The sequence below is a fragment of the Catellatospora aurea genome, assembly GCF_042663325.1.
GTDB lineage: Bacteria > Actinomycetota > Actinomycetes > Mycobacteriales > Micromonosporaceae > Catellatospora > Catellatospora aurea.
The window spans coordinates 42,229-57,089 of record NZ_JBHTAC010000055.1; the positions used below are offsets into that span (position 1 = coordinate 42,229).

General features: G+C 70.7%; 16 protein-coding genes, 1 tRNA gene and 1 pseudogene. 10 read left to right on the plus strand and 8 right to left on the minus strand.

Going from position 1 to position 14,861, the window contains the following annotated elements; all coding sequences use genetic code 11:
* Window positions 1-74: 74 nt before the first annotated feature.
* Together ACFQO7_RS33465 and ACFQO7_RS33470 are read right to left on the minus strand one after the other, a co-directional pair.
* On the minus strand, window positions 75-395 hold the full coding sequence (locus ACFQO7_RS33465; protein WP_376810136.1) for a hypothetical protein: 321 nt from the start codon (window positions 393-395) through the stop codon (window positions 75-77).
* Between the two features lie 235 nt (window positions 396-630).
* Complete coding sequence (locus tag ACFQO7_RS33470; protein WP_376810147.1) at window positions 631-879, minus strand: hypothetical protein; 249 nt, start codon at window positions 877-879, stop codon at window positions 631-633.
* Between the two features lie 450 nt (window positions 880-1,329).
* Here ACFQO7_RS33470 and ACFQO7_RS33475 point away from each other — a divergent pair, with 450 nt between their 5' ends.
* Together ACFQO7_RS33475 and ACFQO7_RS33480 are read left to right on the plus strand one after the other, a co-directional pair.
* A complete protein-coding gene (locus tag ACFQO7_RS33475; RefSeq protein WP_203691951.1) occupies window positions 1,330-2,214 on the plus strand; it encodes a helix-turn-helix domain-containing protein in 885 nt (294 codons plus the stop codon).
* The gene (locus tag ACFQO7_RS33480) at window positions 2,184-2,402 is read left to right on the plus strand and encodes a DUF397 domain-containing protein (RefSeq protein ID WP_120321590.1); all 219 of its coding nucleotides are present in this window, start codon (window positions 2,184-2,186) and stop codon (window positions 2,400-2,402) included. The genes ACFQO7_RS33475 and ACFQO7_RS33480 overlap by 31 nt, the downstream gene beginning before the upstream one ends.
* Before the next feature lie 106 nt (window positions 2,403-2,508).
* Here ACFQO7_RS33480 and ACFQO7_RS33485 read toward each other — a convergent pair whose 3' ends face one another.
* Window positions 2,509-3,282: a hypothetical protein gene (locus ACFQO7_RS33485; protein ID WP_376810137.1), complete on the minus strand. Its 774-nt coding sequence runs from the start codon at window positions 3,280-3,282 to the stop codon at window positions 2,509-2,511.
* A 166-nt stretch (window positions 3,283-3,448) separates the two neighbouring features.
* On the opposite strand from ACFQO7_RS33485, the gene ACFQO7_RS33490 reads away from it, so the two are divergent.
* Complete coding sequence (locus ACFQO7_RS33490) at window positions 3,449-3,787, plus strand: hypothetical protein (protein ID WP_376810138.1); 339 nt, start codon at window positions 3,449-3,451, stop codon at window positions 3,785-3,787.
* Window positions 3,788-4,051: 264 nt separating this feature from the next.
* Here ACFQO7_RS33490 and ACFQO7_RS33495 read toward each other — a convergent pair whose 3' ends face one another.
* The 4 genes from ACFQO7_RS33495 to ACFQO7_RS33510 form a co-directional block, all read right to left on the minus strand.
* Window positions 4,052-4,870, minus strand: coding sequence for a WecB/TagA/CpsF family glycosyltransferase (locus tag ACFQO7_RS33495; RefSeq protein WP_376810139.1), 819 nt, complete (start codon window positions 4,868-4,870; stop codon window positions 4,052-4,054).
* Window positions 4,871-4,901: 31 nt separating this feature from the next.
* Complete coding sequence (locus ACFQO7_RS33500; RefSeq protein ID WP_376810140.1) at window positions 4,902-5,966, minus strand: NAD-dependent epimerase/dehydratase family protein; 1,065 nt, start codon at window positions 5,964-5,966, stop codon at window positions 4,902-4,904.
* A 198-nt stretch (window positions 5,967-6,164) separates the two neighbouring features.
* On the minus strand, window positions 6,165-7,382 hold the full coding sequence (locus ACFQO7_RS33505; RefSeq protein ID WP_376810141.1) for a sensor histidine kinase: 1,218 nt from the start codon (window positions 7,380-7,382) through the stop codon (window positions 6,165-6,167).
* The gene (locus ACFQO7_RS33510) at window positions 7,379-8,035 is read right to left on the minus strand and encodes a response regulator transcription factor (protein ID WP_376810142.1); all 657 of its coding nucleotides are present in this window, start codon (window positions 8,033-8,035) and stop codon (window positions 7,379-7,381) included. The genes ACFQO7_RS33505 and ACFQO7_RS33510 overlap by 4 nt, the downstream gene beginning before the upstream one ends.
* A gap of 254 nt (window positions 8,036-8,289) precedes the next feature.
* On the opposite strand from ACFQO7_RS33510, the gene ACFQO7_RS33515 reads away from it, so the two are divergent.
* The 4 genes and pseudogenes from ACFQO7_RS33515 to ACFQO7_RS33530 all read left to right on the plus strand — a co-directional run bounded on the left by ACFQO7_RS33515 (window position 8,290) and on the right by ACFQO7_RS33530 (window position 11,928).
* Window positions 8,290-8,829: a hypothetical protein gene (locus ACFQO7_RS33515; protein WP_376810143.1), complete on the plus strand. Its 540-nt coding sequence runs from the start codon at window positions 8,290-8,292 to the stop codon at window positions 8,827-8,829.
* Window positions 8,826-9,950 carry a peptidoglycan-binding protein gene (locus ACFQO7_RS33520; RefSeq protein WP_376810144.1) on the plus strand — a complete coding sequence of 375 codons (1,125 nt, stop codon included), beginning with the start codon at window positions 8,826-8,828 and terminating at the stop codon, window positions 9,948-9,950. Before ACFQO7_RS33515 ends, ACFQO7_RS33520 begins: the two co-directional genes overlap by 4 nt.
* A pseudogene (locus ACFQO7_RS33525) lies at window positions 9,947-10,594 on the plus strand (ABC transporter ATP-binding protein); the annotation flags it as partial. The gene ACFQO7_RS33520 and the pseudogene ACFQO7_RS33525, both read left to right, overlap by 4 nt.
* Window positions 10,595-10,713: 119 nt before the next feature.
* Window positions 10,714-11,928, plus strand: a complete 1,215-nt coding sequence (locus tag ACFQO7_RS33530) for an ABC transporter permease (protein WP_376810145.1) — start codon at window positions 10,714-10,716, stop codon at window positions 11,926-11,928.
* Window positions 11,929-12,354: 426 nt separating this feature from the next.
* On the opposite strand, the gene ACFQO7_RS33535 is transcribed toward ACFQO7_RS33530, so the two are convergent.
* A tRNA-Leu gene (locus ACFQO7_RS33535) sits at window positions 12,355-12,440 on the minus strand.
* A 301-nt stretch (window positions 12,441-12,741) separates the two neighbouring features.
* Between ACFQO7_RS33535 and ACFQO7_RS33540 the strand changes: the two genes are divergently transcribed.
* From ACFQO7_RS33540 to ACFQO7_RS33550, 3 genes are all read left to right on the plus strand, one after another.
* Window positions 12,742-13,488 (plus strand): FhaA domain-containing protein, encoded by a 747-nt coding sequence (locus tag ACFQO7_RS33540; RefSeq protein ID WP_203691934.1) that lies wholly within the window; start codon window positions 12,742-12,744, stop codon window positions 13,486-13,488.
* Between the two features lie 6 nt (window positions 13,489-13,494).
* The gene (locus ACFQO7_RS33545; RefSeq protein ID WP_360523597.1) at window positions 13,495-13,986 is read left to right on the plus strand and encodes an FHA domain-containing protein FhaB/FipA; all 492 of its coding nucleotides are present in this window, start codon (window positions 13,495-13,497) and stop codon (window positions 13,984-13,986) included.
* Window positions 13,983-14,861: PP2C family protein-serine/threonine phosphatase (locus ACFQO7_RS33550; protein ID WP_376810146.1), on the plus strand; the 879-nt coding region annotated here is incomplete at its 3' end. The genes ACFQO7_RS33545 and ACFQO7_RS33550, both read left to right, overlap by 4 nt.

A 14,861-nucleotide genomic window follows, 5' to 3' on the forward strand; every position in this document is an offset into this window, starting at 1 on the left:
CAGGCTCGACTCCCCGTCGTGACATGAACAGCGCCCATGCCGTACGGCATGGGCGCGTTCTGTCTGCCGGCCCGTCACCATTGGCGGCGTCGGTGCGTGACGATGACGATCCCGCCCAGCGCGAGACCGATACCGATCATTCCGGTGGAGATCAGTGAGCGTGCCATCAACTCAGGCGGCACGGAGTGGGCGGTTACTGCGGCGGGCGGCGGTGCCTGCCGGGTGGATGCGTCCGCGACCGTTGCGGCTCGCACCTCGGTCGTGCCGGCCGTGGCGGGCACCGGCGTGAACAACGCCGCCGCCAGCGCCGCACCGCACAGTGCGGCCAGCCGGTGGGACCGATGTGGAATGGTCGCCCTGGGCTCCCGTCCAGATGCGATCGTTCGAATGTCCATGGCGCCGTCCCCCGGGTGAGCGGGTGCCGTGCCACGCGAGGGCCGGAACCTGGGAGTCCGTTGGCGCGCCGCGAGAGCGGCGGCGCGCCGGGACCAGCCATGTTCCGCGACGGGGAGATTCGTCGCGGCCGCCTGCTGACCGCAAACGGCCGGGCGAGTCGCCACCGTCGTTCAACTAGGGTCATTCGAGCGTAGATCCGGTCCAGGCCGACCGGAGGCGGATCGCGAGAAATTCTCAGCGTGCGCCGGCAGTTGCGGGGCGCAGGTTCGGGCGGCTCAGCGTGGGCCGCTGCCCGGTGCGGGCGGGCGCCGTGCGGGCACGGGCCGCGGCGCTGTTGTCGGGCACGATGCGCAGGCCGGCGCGCTGCACGAAGATCGAGCGGCGCTCCACGGCGTCACCTGCGGCGTTGAGCTGGTAGCCGTCGAGCCACACCCAGCCCTCGTACGTCGGCCAGTCGTGCACGCGGATCACCCGGAACATCATCGGGCGGAGGAACTGAACGCTGGCTTCGCGAGTGACGTGGAGGATGTCGCCGGCTTGGGGAGTCACCTTTTCTCCTGCTCTCTCGTACCGGTGCGATCTGGACAACACGTAATCGGGAGTCGCTCGTTGAACGCTAGAGGTGAAGCCGCGCCCACCGTGCGTGATCATGAAAACGGAAGATCAGCACAGCGGGGGCCATAACAGACACTGTGCCGGAAGACTTTGCTGAATGCAAGTTGCAAAGTGCGTATGCGCTCTGGTGTCCTTCGTCCGGTATGTGACAAGCTGGTGTCGGTCTCCCCGGTGATGCCGAGTCGCACCCTCTGTGCGTTCGGCCGGTTGATGATTCGCCGATCGTCGGAGCAGACTCGCAACACGACATATGCAAGTTCCATCGGGCGGGGGCATCGACTTTCGTGCCTCCGCCGACGTGCGTCGCGGAGGTGCGCCGTGACAACCCGACAGAGCCCGACAGTGCGCCGACGAAGACTCGGTGCCGAACTGCGCAAGCGGCGCGAACATGCCGGCATCACGCTGGAGTTCGTGGCCGAGAGGATGGAGTGCTCGCAGTCCAAGATCTCGCGGATCGAGACTGGACACAGCTCGGTGACCAGTCGCGACGTCCGCGACATGCTGACGATCTACGGCACGCCGACCGACGAGGTCGACGTGCTCGTGGAGATCGCCAAGGAGGCGAGGCAGAAGGGCTGGTGGCATCCGTACAGCAGCGTGCTGGTGGGTGCCTACGTCGGGCTGGAGGCCGCGGCCAGCTCCATCCGCGCGTACGAACAGCAGGTTGTCCCCGGCCTGCTGCAGTCAGCGGAATATGCGGAGGCGATGATTCGCGGCGCCTGGCCGGACTGGGACGAAGAAGCGATCATGAATCGTGTCCGTGTCCGGATGGGCCGTCAATCGTTGCTCACGCGACAAGACGATGCGATCAGGTTTCAGGTGGTGCTCGATGAGTCGGTGGTGAGCCGGCCCGTGGGCGGCGACAGGGTCATGCGAGACCAGCTTCGGTTACTGGCCGAAGCAGCCTCGTGGCCTAACGTGACCTTGCAGGTGTTGCCGTTCGAGGCAGGTCCACACGCCGGTATGGACGGTACTTTCGCCATCCTGGAGTTTCCCGAACCCGGGGACTCAGATGTCGTTTACGCGGAGAATGCGACCGGGGGACTCTTCCTGGAGAAGAACGACGAGCTGGGGAAGTACACCAAGATCTTCGAGAACATCCGAAAGGCTGCGTTGAGCCCCGAGGAGTCCGCCGAGCTGATCGCACAACTGGCGGAGGAGCCACTATGGAAATCGAGACCAAGGGGTTTCGAGTCGATCTGAGCGAAGCGCGTTGGTACAAGAGCACGCGGAGTGGCCCGAACTGCGACAACTGCGTTGAAGTCGCGTTCGTGGGTGGTGCGATCGCGCTGCGCGATTCCAAGAACCCCACCGGTCCGGCATTGATCTTCACGCCGGACGAGTGGGACGCCTTTGTGGAGGGTGCCAAGGACGGAGAGTTCGACCTCTAGGTCGAGCCCCGTTGCTGGCGACAGCTCTGGATCACGTTCAGGTGGGACCCCCTTCCGTGCCGTTGTCAAGGGCGCCGAAGGGGGTCCTTCGCCGTATCGAGGCTGATCACAGCAGCACCCGGTGCAGGTTGGCCCGCCGCCGCTCGACCATGGCCTCCCGGGCGTGCTGCAGCCACTCCCGGCGCTGTCCCGGCTCCGGCGGGTAGTCCAGGCCGAACTTGAACCAGGCCGGCGGCTGCGACATCCGGGCGTACCGGTCTATCAGGTCGTCGAGCACCCGGGTCAGCTCCAGCCGCGCGTTGCGCCCGGCCTCCAGCGTGGCGCGGTGGGCCGACAGGTAGTCGGCGCGCCGGTTCGTGACGGCGCGCAGCCGCCCCCGGATCTCCTCGATCCGTCCCCGCTGGATCGCGGTCAGCACGGCGGCGGCCCGGTCCTCGCGCAGGTGCCGGGCCAGCGCGGCCCGGTGGCGGGGCCGCAGCCACGACGACGGCTGGGCCAGCGCGGCGATGGTGGCGTGGATGCGGGCCTGGACCTTCTGCTCCGCCTCGTACGCCTCCTGGCAGCGCTGCTCGGCGAGCGCGACCTGGCGCGGATCCGGCCCGGGCGGCGCCGCCGCGGCGACCCGCTCGGCCTCCTCGACCAGGCGCCACAGCCAGCGCTCATCGTCGCCGATCTCGTCCAGCGGGTCGATCGGCGCCATGTCGTCGTAGGGCTCCCGGGCGGCCGGGACCAGTGCCTGGGAATGGACCGGCGCGGAGTGAGCGCCCTCCTGGCCGCAGTGCGGACAGGGCAGTTGCCGCACGAGGCGGCTGATCTCGCCGATCAGCTGCGCCGGCGTGACCTGGGCTGGCAATGGTGTGGACGCCGGTTCAGCGGCCATCGTGGTTCCCCCGCACGTGATGCACAACTGGTTAGCTTGCGCTTAGTCACGCAAGCAACACATGCAGTGACGATCGCGGGTAGACCGTCGCCTGCGTTCCGTTGCGGTCGTTGTACCAGACGGCGCCCCACCACACCGCGAAACTCGCCGACCGGGTAGGACGAAGATGACGATGCCTGAACACGTGCCCAGCCAGAACGCCAGTCCCACCCCGCGCGAGCGCGGCCTGCGCGACTCCGAACGGGTCCAGCTGCCGGGAGACACCCTGCTGGAGCCCGGCCCCGGACCGCTGCAGTCGCTGGGCCTGGACCGGTTCGGCGAGCAGTCGTTCACGCCGTCGAGCTGGCTCGACATGCCCGCCGAGTCGACCCTCGTCGACCACCCGCTCCTGCGCGGCCTGCTCCTCGAACTCCCGCCCCGCAACACCCCGCCCTCCGACGAATGGGTCGACCGCTGGTTCGAAGCCACCCGCTCCGTCCTGGGCCTCATCTACCTCCGCCGCTGACCCCGCCGCCCCCTCGGCCCCGCCGCACTTCGGGGGGCGACCCCCTTCGGGCGGCAACTTTTAAAGAGTCGCGGCATCGGACTCCCCCTGATGCCGCGACTCTTTAAAAGTTGCGGCAGAAGCGGCTGCTCTGACCCGGACCCGCAGCCGGGTTCGGCCGCCGACCGCACCCGCCAGGAGCGGAAGTCCGCGCAGCGGACGAGCGACCGGCGGGTAAGGGAGGCTTCCCGGGCCGAACCCCGCGCCCGCGAAGGCGGGCGCCGGCTACACCGCGAAGGTCGAGGGGGAGTCGGTGGCTGGGGTGACCGGGGTGGCGCGCCAGAGGCGGGTCTTCTGGGCGCCGAGGCGGGCCAGGTACTTCGGGTTCAGGATCAGGTAGCGACGCCACAGGCGCTTGGGCTCCAGGCCCAGGCGCCACAGCCACTCCAGGGCGTGCCGCTGCATCCACGCGGGCGGCTTGCGCAGCCCGCCGGCGTGGTAGTCGAACGCCGCGCCGACGGCCAGCAACGGCATCCCCAGGTACGGGCGCATCGCGTACGCGAACTTCTCCTGGCGCGGGCAGCCTAGCCCGACCAGCACGATGCGCGCGCCCGAGCCGGTGATGCGCGCCGCGATCTGCTCGGCCTCGCCGGGCTCCACACCGCGGAACTTCGACGGCTCGCTGCCGGCGATCTTCAGCGCCGGGTACTTCGCGATCAACGCCGGGATCAGCAGGTCGAGCACGGGCTGGGTGGAGCCGTAGAGGTACACCGGCAGGCCCTGCTCGGCGGCGCGGCCGAGCACCCGCAGGGTGAGCTCGGGGCCGTACACCCGGTCGCGCAGGCCCGCGCCGTGCAGCAGGTTGAGCGCCCAGCGCACCGGCTGGCCGTCCGGGGTGATCAGGTCGAAGCTGTTGAGCTGCGCGCCGAGCCTGCCGTCGGCGACGCCCTCCATCACGCCGTGCACCGCGAGCGCGGTGACCGCGTACGGCCGGCCCTCCGTCGCAGCGCGGATGATGCGTTCGGTGGCGTCGGCGTAGTCGGTGGCGTCGACGAGGACGCCGAGCACGTTGCGCTTGCTGCCGCTGTTCAGCGTCGTCGTCATGACGTTCCTAGGGTGTGCGCGCCGATGGGGGCTACATCCACTTGTCGGCGTTGGCCTCGTAGATCTCGTTGAGGATAGCGGGCACGTTGTAGGTCATCTGCCAGTCCGGGTAGTGCGCCTGGAACTTGGCCATGTCGCTGACGTACCACTGGTGGTCGCCCATGCGTGCCTGCTCCACGTAGTTGACCTTCGCCTCCTTGCCCGCGATCTTCTCGGCGATGGCGAAGGCCTCCAGGTGGGAGGTGTTGGAGAAGCGGCCGCCGCCCAAGTTGTAGACCTCGCCGGAGCGCGGGTTGCGGAAGAACGCCTCGAACGCGGTGAGCACGTCGTGCGAGTGGATGGCGTCGCGGACCATCTTGCCCTTGTAGCCGAACAGGTTGTACGTGCGGCCTTCCATGACGCAGCGCATCAGGTAGGCCAGGAAGCCGTGCAGCTCGGCGGCGCTGTGCGCGGGGCCGGTCAGCGTGCCGCCGCGGAAGGAGGCCGTCTTCATGCCGAAGTAGCGGCCGTACTCCTGCACGGCCACGTCCGCGGCGACCTTGGACACGCCGAAGATCGAGTGCATGCTGTTGTCGATCGTCATGTCTTCGGTGATGCCGTCGGCGAACTGGTGGTTCGCGTCGATCTCGTACCGGGTCTCCTGCTCGATCAGCGGAAGGCGGTTCGGGGTGTCGCCGTACACCTTGTTCGTCGAGCAGAAGATGAACGCGGCGTCGGGGCAGTGCTGGCGGGTGTACTCCAGCACGTTCAGGGTGCCGACGGCGTTGACGTCGAAGTCGGTGAACGGCTCCTTGGCCGCCCAGTCGTGGCTGGGCTGGGCCGCGGTGTGGATCACCAGGGAGATGTCCTTGCCGTACCGCTCGAAGATCTTGTTGAGCACGTCACGGTCGCGGATGTCGACGTCGTAGTGCGTGTACGAGTCGCCGAGCTTGCTGGTGAGGTTCACCAGGCTCCAGGCGGTCGAGCCGTCCTCGCCGAAGAAGTACTTGCGCATGTCGTTGTCGAGGCCGACGACGTGCATACCCAGGCCGGCGAAGTGGCGGGCTGCCTCGGAACCGATCAGACCGGCCGAACCGGTCACCAGCGCAACGCTCACCAGATACTCCCTGTAACCAATCGACGAACTCGACCAGCGGAGAGCTTACCCTGACCGGCCCCGCCCGTCCGCCCACCGTCCGCCCCGCAGCCGCCCGTTACACGGAGCGTTAAGAAGGGCACCTTCCTGTACGAAAAACGATGGGAAGGTGCCCTTCCTTTCAGTTCAGGCGGAGCCAGGGGCGGCGGTCGGGGGTGTCTACCGGGGCAGCGAGACCGTCACGACGAGCCCGCCGCCGTCGCGCGGCCGGGCCGCGACGGTGCCGCCGTGCGCCCGCGCGATCGCTCGCACGATGGACAGGCCGAGCCCCACCCCCTGGTCGGAGCGGGTGCGCTCGCTGCCCCGGCGGAACGGCTCGAACAACCCCTCCACCTCGTACGCCGCCACCACCGGCCCGCTGTTGGACACCTCCAGCTCCACCCGGTCCCCCCGGGTGCCCGTCGTGGCCCGGACCCAGCCGCCCGCGGCGTTGTGCCGGATGCCGTTGCCGATGAGGTTCTGCGCGACCCGTTCCAGCAGCACCGGGTCACCGGCGGTCTCCGCGGGGGCGGCCTGGACCGTCACCGTCACACCGGCCTCGGCGGCCGCGCCCGCGCTCTGCAGCCCGACGTGGTCGACGACGTCGGCGAGGTCCACCGGCCGCCGCTCCACCACCTCGTTCTCCGAGCGCGCCAGCAGCAGCAGCCCCTCGATGAGCCGCTCGTGCCTGCCGTTGATGTCCAGCAGCGTCTCGCCGAGCCGTTTGACGTCCTCGGACGCGGTCCGGCGGTGCATCGCCAGCTCCACCAGCGACCGGTTCAGCGTCAGCGGCGTACGCAGCTCGTGCGAGGCGTTCGCGACGAACCGCCGCTGCCCGTCGAAGGCCTGGTCCAGCCGGGCCAGCATGGCGTCGAAGGTGTCGGCCAGCTCCCGGATCTCGTCGTTCGGGCCGCGCAGCGCGATGCGCTCGTGCAGCCCGCGGTCGGCGGCCGGGGCGGTGCTGATCCGCCGGGCCGTGTCGGTGATCCGATGCAGCGGTGACAGCAGCCGGCCCGCGATGAGCCAGCCCAGCGCGATGGCCACCGCGCCCACCACCACGAGCGCGATCGCGCCCTGCTGAAGCAGCGCGAGCATGGTCGCGTGGCGCAGCGACTCGGCCTGCTTGTCCATGAAGTAGACGAGGTCGGGGTTGTTGTCGATGAGCACCCGCACCCGGGAGCCGCCCGGTCCGGCCAGGCCGGTCACCCCGGGCGCCTTGCCCAGGTCGGGCAGCGGGGCCTGGAAGGTGAACTTCTGCAGCAGCGACTGATCGACCAGGAAGTAGGTCACCACCAGCAGCGCCAGCCCGGCGAGGAAGAACAGGCCGCCGTACACCAGCGTGAGCCGGGCGCGGATGGTCAGCCGGTACGACGGAAGTCTCAGCGAATGCAGTCTCACGGGAGGCGATACCCCACTCCGGCGACGGTGGCGATGACGGGCGGGTCGCCCAGCTTGCGGCGCAGCTTGAGGATGGTCAGCCGGACCGCCGAGGTGAACGGGTCGGCGTTCTCGTCCCACACCTTCTCCAGCAGGGTCTCCGCGGAGACCACCGCGCCCTCGGCCCGCAGCAGCTCGGCCAGCACGCCGAACTCCTTGCGGGACAGCGGCACGTAGTGGCCGTCCCGGAAGACCTCGCGGCGGGCCTGGTCGAGCCGGATGCCACCGCGCACCAGCGTCGGCGCGGCGGCCGGCCGGGCGCGCCGGCCCAGCGCGTGCACCCGGGCCGCGAGCTCGGCGAACGCAAAGGGCTTGGACAGGTAGTCGTCGGCGCCCAGGGTCAGCCCGGCGACCCGGTCGGCGACCTCGGCGGCCGCGGTGAGCATCAGCACCCGGGTGTCGGCCTGCGCGGCCACGAGCGAACGGCACACGTCGTCGCCGTGCACCACGGGCAGGTCCCGGTCCAGCAGCACCACGTCGTAGTCGTGCACGGCCAGCCGTTCCAGCGCCGCGTCGCCGTCGTACACCACGTCGACGGCGTGGGCGTCGTCACGCAGCCACTCGGCGATGGCGTCGGCGAGCAGCGCCTCGTCTTCGACCACGAGCACCCGCATGTCCGGATCCGCCTTCCCGCCGGTCGGTCCGGCGAGCCAATAGTTACCCGACGTGTTGTTTCCTCGCCGTTATCGCGAGCGGAAACGGCCGGGAAACGGCCTCCCGCGTGGACTGGGCACCAACGTGCTCGCCGGCTACTGCGGCCTTGCTCGGCGTCATCCTCCGCTGTGCTCCGGATGACGCCGAGCGGCCGCTACCGCGGGCGACGACTGCCGCCGGCGACCGGCCGGCGGCCCGACGAAGGAGACACGCGATGAAGCGAGGGCTGCTGGGGGCGGCGTTGGCGCTGCCCCTGATGGCGGCGCTGGCGCTGGCCGGCTGCGCACAGCCGGACGACGGCGACGGCATCGCCTCGGTGGGCAACGGGACCGCCGCGGCGACGCCCAGCACCGGGCCGAGCTTGAGCCAGCAGGAGAAGGGCCTCAAGTTCGCGCAGTGCATGCGCGAGCACGGTGTCGACATGCCCGACCCCGATCCCAACGGTGGCCCGGTCCGGATCCAGATCAGCGGCGGTCCCATGGACCGGGACCGGTTCGAGGCGGCGCAGCAGGCGTGCGAGCAGTACTCGCCGTTCGGCGAGGGCGGGCCAGGCCAGATCGATCCCAAGGCGGCGGAGAACATGCGCAAGTTCGCCCAGTGCATGCGCGACAACGGGGTGCCGAACTTCCCCGACCCGGACGGCGGCCGCGTGATGATCGACAAGAGCGTCGGCGAGGACCCGGACTTCCCGGCCGCGCAGAAGCTGTGCGAGGAGAAGTTCATGCCCGGCGCGTTCCAGAAGAAGGCGCCGTGACCGGGACCGCGCAGCTCCCCCCGCTGAACAGCACCGCCGACGCGACGCCCGGACGGCGCCGCCGCCGGCGCGGGGCACGTACCGCGCTGCTGGTCCTCGGCGCGCTGGCCGCCGGCGGGGCCGCGGCCGCCGCCGCGGTCGGCTTCGGTGGCGGGGACGGCGCGACGCCGCCCGCGAGCAACCTGCCGCCGGCCACGTCACCCGTGACCCGGCAGACCCTGCAGGACACCCAGACCCTCGACGGCGAGCTCGGCTTCGGCCCGACCTTCTCGGCCGTGAACCGGCTCAACGGCACGGTGACCTGGCTGCCGGAGTCCGGCGCGGTGATCTCCCGCGGCAAGCCCCTCTACCGGATCGACAACACCCCGGCCGTGCTGATGTACGGCAACGTGCCCGCGTACCGCGAGCTCAAGGCGGGTGACGAGGGGGCCGACGTCAAGCAGCTGGAGCAGAATCTCCAGGCGCTCGGCTACGGCGGCTTCACGGTGGACCGGGAGTTCACCTCGTCCACGGCCACCGCGGTCCGGCGGTGGCAGGAGGACCTCGGGCTCAAGGAGACGGGGCGGGTCGAGTTCGGCCGGGTCGTCTTCGCGTCGGGGCAGATCCGGGTGGACAGCGTCGAGGCCACGGCGAGCGCTCCGGCGCAGCCCGGGGCCGCCGTGCTCAAGTACACGGGCACGGTCCGGGTCGTCGTGGTCCAGCTGGACGTCGCCGACCAGCGGCTGGCCAAGGTGGGCGCGGCCGTGCGGGTCGAGCTGCCCGCGGGCGGCACGGCGCAGGGCAAGGTGGCCAAGGCGTACACCGTCATCGAGGCGGGCGGCCAGGGCGAGGAGGCCACCACGAAGATCGAGGTGGTGGTCTCGCTGGCCGACCAGAAGGCGGTCGCCGCCTTCAACCAGGCGTCCGTCGACGTCACCTTCACCGCGGCCGAGCGCCCCGGCGTGCTCACCGTGCCGGTCTCGGCCCTGGTCGCGCTGCGCGAGGGCGGGTACGGCGTCGAGGTCGTCGAAAACGGCACGAGCCGCTACGTCGCCGTACAGGCGGGCCTGTTCTCCGGCGGCCGGGTAGAGGTCAGCGGCGACGGCCTCGCCGAGGGCATGACCGTGGGAATCCCACGGTGATCGCGCTGGACGGCGTCACCAAGGTGTATCCCGGTGGCGTGACCGCCCTGGACGGGGTGTCGCTGGCCGTGGGCGCGGGGGAGATGGCGGCGATCGTCGGGCCCTCCGGGTCCGGCAAGTCGACCATGCTGCACATCATCGGCACCCTCGACCGGCCCACCACCGGGTCGGTACGCATCGCCGGCTACGACGTGGCAGCCCTGTCGGACCGGCAGCTGTCGGCGCTGCGGGCGGCCCGGGTCGGCTTCGTGTTCCAGCAGTTCCACCTCGCCGCCGGGGTCAGCGCGCTGGACAACGTCGCCGACGGGCTGCTCTACGGCGGGATGGGCCTCGGCGAGCGCCGCCGTAGAGCAGCCGCCGCCCTGGACCGGGTCGGGCTGGCCCACCGGATGGACCACGAGCCGCACGAGCTGTCGGGCGGCGAGCGCCAGCGGGTCGCCATCGCGCGAGCCGTGGTCGGCAACCCGCCGCTGCTGCTGGCCGACGAGCCCACCGGCAACCTGGACTCGGCCTCCGGCGCGGGCATCATGGCGCTGCTGCGCGAGCTGCACGCGGCGGGCACCACCGTGGTGATCATCACGCACGACCGGGAGATCGCCGCGGGCGCGCCCCGCCAGGTGCAGATGCGCGACGGCCGGGTGGTCGCCGACAGCGGCCCGGCAGCCGGTCGCGCCGTCCCGACGGCGGACCTGTCCACCGGCGGTACGACGATCCCGCCGACTGGTCCGGGGACGCATCCCGCGAGCGTCGGCGGGAGGGCGCGATGACGGCCCCCGCGCTACCGAGGTTGTATCCGGCCCGGATGCGGCCGCGCGACGTGCTGCGCGTCGGGGGAGTGGGCCTGCGCACCCGTCCGGTACGGGCGTTCCTGTCGGCGCTGGGTATCGCGATCGGCATCGCGGCGATGATCGCCGTGGTCGGCATCTCGTCGTCGTCACGGGCGGAACTGGACCGCACCCTGGCCGCCCTCGGCACCAACCTGCTCACGGTGACCCCGGGCCGGACCATGTTCGGCGCGGACGCCCAGCTGCCGGTGGAGTCGGTCGACATGATCGCCCGGATCGCGCCGGTGGAGCAGGTGTCCGCCATCGGCAAGGTCGACGGAGCCAAGGTCTACCGGTCCGACCGCATTCCCGCGGCGCAGACCAACGGCCTGGCCGTGTACGCCGCCCGGCTCGACCTGCCGGCCACGGTGGGAGCGAAGCTGCGCGCCGGGACCTGGCTCAACGCGGCCACCGAGCGCTACCCGGCGGTGGTGGTCGGGGCGGACACGGCCACCCGGCTGGGCATCGGGGCGGTCGGGCCGGACACCCAGATCATGGTCGGCGGCAAGCGGTTCACCGTGGTCGGCGTGCTGGAGCCGGTGCCGCTGGCCCCGGAGCTGGACGCCGCGGTGCTGGTCGGCTGGCCGGCCGCGGCGGATCGGCTCGCCTTCGACGGGCACCCGACCACCGTCTACACCCGCTCGGTGGAGTCGGCGGTCGCGGCGGTGCAGGGTGTGCTGGCGGCGACCGCGAACCCGGAGGCCCCGAACGAGGTCGACGTGTCGCGACCCTCCGACGCGCTGCAGGCCAAGCAGGCCGCCAACCAGGCCTTCACCGGTCTGCTGCTGGGCCTGGGCGCGGTGGCGCTGCTGGTCGGCGGGGTCGGGGTGGCCAACACGATGGTCATCTCGGTGCTGGAGCGGCGGGCCGAGATCGGCCTGCGGCGCTCGCTGGGCGCGACCCGGGGCCAGGTCCGAGTGCAGTTCCTGGCCGAGTCGCTGCTGCTGTCCGCGCTGGGCGGGGTCGGCGGAGTGCTCCTGGGCATCGGGGTTACCTCGGCGTACTCGGCGTACCAGGGCTGGCCGACGGTCGTCCCGGCCTGGGCCATGCTCGGCGGCCTCGCCGCCACCCTCGCCATCGGCGGCCTGGCCGGCCTCTACCCCGCCATCCGAGCCTCCCGCCTGTCTCCCACGGAGGCCCTCGCCACCCCTTGAAGAAAGGAAGGGCACCGTCGGCTCGCGTCAGCGAGACGAGCAGCAGCTCGGCACAACGCTCCGCGTTGTAGAAGGTGCCCTTCCCAACATCGGACCGCGCCGTCCAGGGCGGGCACGCCGCGCCCGCGGCCCCGCGCGGCCAAGATCGTCGGACTTGCCGGGCACCTGTGCGTATCTTGACCGGACATTCGCCCACCTGCCTGGCAAGTCGGACGATCAAGCGGGCGGATGGCGGCGGGTCCGGAGACTCGACATCGAATCGTGATCTTCCAGGGCGTGTTCGGCGTCTGAGGAGGTCCAGGTGAGGCCGTGGTGAGGCGCTTCTGACCGAAAACGGCGATCTTCCTGTGAAACGGCCGACAGTTCGGTGGCCGATACCGAGCTGAGACAAAAAGAAGAGGTCTCCCGGAGGAGACCTCTTCTTGCTGGTGGGGAAGGGGGGAGTTGAACCCCCACGCCCTTTCGGGCACACGGACCTGAACCGTGCGCGTCTGCCATTCCGCCACTTCCCCTTGCGGACCAAGTTGCAGTCCCGCGGCGTGTGCAGGAACTTTATCAGTCCCGGCGGCTCGCCCGGGAGTCACCTCCCGTTGCGTGCTGGCACAGCTTACGCTATGCCTGCTCCGCCTCGCCAACCGGTTAACCCGGCGGGCGTTGCGGGGAGAACACTAACACGACCACCTGGCCAAGGGTGAAATCGGAGGCAAGGATGGTCGTCATGCTGGCGTGGCGTCGGCAACGGCGGACGTATTGGGCGAAGACGCGGGAGTGGAGGGCAGATAACATCATGTCCTCGGAACCCGAGGAGGACCGGTGAGCGTGTTGCAACGCTTCGAGAAACGCCTGGAAGGCCTGGTTGAGGGCGCCTTCGCGAAGGTATTCAAGGGGGTCGTCCACCCTGTGGAGATCCTGAATGCCATGCAGCGTGAGGCAGAAGCTCACAAGGCGATCCTGGTTGGTGGGCGCACGCTCGTGCCGAACCGCTATGTGATCGATCTCTCGCCGTACGACCACAGCCGGCTCGCGCCGTATGCGGCCGCGCTGGCGCAGGAGCTGGCGCAGTCGCAGGCCGAGTTCATCGGCGAGCAGGCCTGGACGGTGTACGGCGACGTGATCGTCGAGATCGAGCGTGGGGACGGCCTGGACACGGGCATGTTCCGCGTCTCGGCCGAGGTCTACACGGCCGACCAGGCGCCGCAGGCGAGCTACGAGGCCCCGCCGCAGTACCCGCCGTACGGCGGCCAGCAGGCGGGCCCGCCGCCCGGCGGAGGCGGCGCACGCAACGTGCGCCTCGTCTCCGGTGACGGGCGGACGTTCCCGCTGGCCATCGGCTCGACCACGATCGGTCGGGGGGATCAGGCCAACCTGCGCCTGCCCGACGTCGGCATCTCGCGGCGGCACGCCCGGCTCGACTTCGACGGCTCCCAGGTGGTGCTGACCGATCTCGGATCGACCAACGGGACGATGGTCAACGGCCAGCGGGTCTCCGCGGTCGCCCTGAACCCGGGCGACATGATCCAGATCGGCACGACCACCCTGACGTTCCGCGTGGACGGCTGATCGGCCTTGCCCGAAATCGTTCTCACCGCCGCCCGGTTCGGCTTCCTCGTGCTGCTGTGGATCTTCGTGTTCACGGTGGTCGGGGTCATCCGACGGGATCTGTTCGCCGGCTCGCGCACGAGCCGGCTGGTCGCCGCACCCCGCGGAGTCGCGGGGACCGCGCAGGCGGCGGGCAGCGCGCGCCCGGCCAAGGTCAAGAAGGGCCGGGCCGCGCACACCTTGGTGGTCACGGCGGGCTCGCTCGCCGGCACCAAGATCACGCTGGGCGAGGCTCCGATCACCATCGGCCGGGCGGAGGACTCCACGCTGGTCATCACCGACGACTACGCCTCCGCCCGCCACGCCCGCCTGGTCCCCCGGGACGGGCAGTGGATGGTGGAGGACCTCGGCTCGACCAATGGCACGTATCTGGACCGCAGCAAGGTGAGCGGACCTACTCCCGTACCCCTCGGCGTGCCGATTCGCATCGGCCGCACGTCCCTCGAATTACGGCCATGACAATCATCCTGCGCTACGCGGCCCGCAGTGACCGCGGCCTCATCCGTGACGGAAACCAAGATTCCGTCTACGCCGGGCCGCGGCTGCTCGCCGTCGCCGACGGCATGGGCGGCATGGCCGCCGGTGACGTCGCCAGCAACATCGTCATCGGCGCCATGGCCCCGCTCGACGAGGACGTCCCCGGCGACGCGATCGTCGACGCCCTCAGGTCGGCCGTCAACCTCGCCAATCAGCAGCTTCGCGACACCGTGGACGCCAACCCCCACCTGGAGGGGATGGGCACCACCCTGACCGCGATGCTCTTCACCGGCTCCAAACTGGGCATGGCCCACATCGGCGACTCGCGGGCCTACCTCCTGCGCGACGGCGAGTTCAACCAGATCACCAAGGACGACACGTACGTCCAGATGCTGGTGGACGAGGGTCGCATCAGCGCGGAGGAGGCCAGCAGCCATCCCCAGCGCTCGCTGCTCACCCGCGCGATGGACGGGCGCGACATCGAGCCGGACTACACCGTCCGGCCGGTGCACCCCGGTGACCGCTACCTGATCTGCTCCGACGGTCTGTCGGGCGTGGTCAGCGCGGAGACCATCGGCCAGACCATGCGTGAGTACGTCGACCCGACCGCGTGCGTGGAGCGCCTCATCGCGCTCGCCCTGCGCGGCGGCGGTCCGGACAACATCACCGTGATCATCGCGGACGCCACCGACGAGGACATCGTCGAGCAGGCGCCCGTGGTCGGCGGCGCGGCCGCCCGTGATCGCGGCAACACCAGCGAGGCCCAGGTCGAGTCCACCCCGGCGGCCCGCGCCTCGGCGCTGACCGCCACGCCGCGCCCGGCCGCCGCCAAGCCCGCCGCCCCGGCCGCCGCCCTC

Coding starts and splice junctions, on each gene's coding strand:
- ACFQO7_RS33470 (WP_376810147.1), bottom strand. CDS start 879: ATGATGTTCCGGGTGATCCGCGTGCACGACTGGCCGACGTACGAGGGC.
- ACFQO7_RS33515 (WP_376810143.1), top strand. CDS start 8,290: ATGAAGCGAGGGCTGCTGGGGGCGGCGTTGGCGCTGCCCCTGATGGCG.
- ACFQO7_RS33495 (WP_376810139.1), bottom strand. CDS start 4,870: ATGACGACGACGCTGAACAGCGGCAGCAAGCGCAACGTGCTCGGCGTC.
- ACFQO7_RS33510 (WP_376810142.1), bottom strand. CDS start 8,035: ATGCGGGTGCTCGTGGTCGAAGACGAGGCGCTGCTCGCCGACGCCATC.
- ACFQO7_RS33490 (WP_376810138.1), top strand. CDS start 3,449: ATGACGATGCCTGAACACGTGCCCAGCCAGAACGCCAGTCCCACCCCG.
- ACFQO7_RS33530 (WP_376810145.1), top strand. CDS start 10,714: ATGACGGCCCCCGCGCTACCGAGGTTGTATCCGGCCCGGATGCGGCCG.
- ACFQO7_RS33485 (WP_376810137.1), bottom strand. CDS start 3,282: ATGGCCGCTGAACCGGCGTCCACACCATTGCCAGCCCAGGTCACGCCG.
- ACFQO7_RS33465 (WP_376810136.1), bottom strand. CDS start 395: ATGGACATTCGAACGATCGCATCTGGACGGGAGCCCAGGGCGACCATT.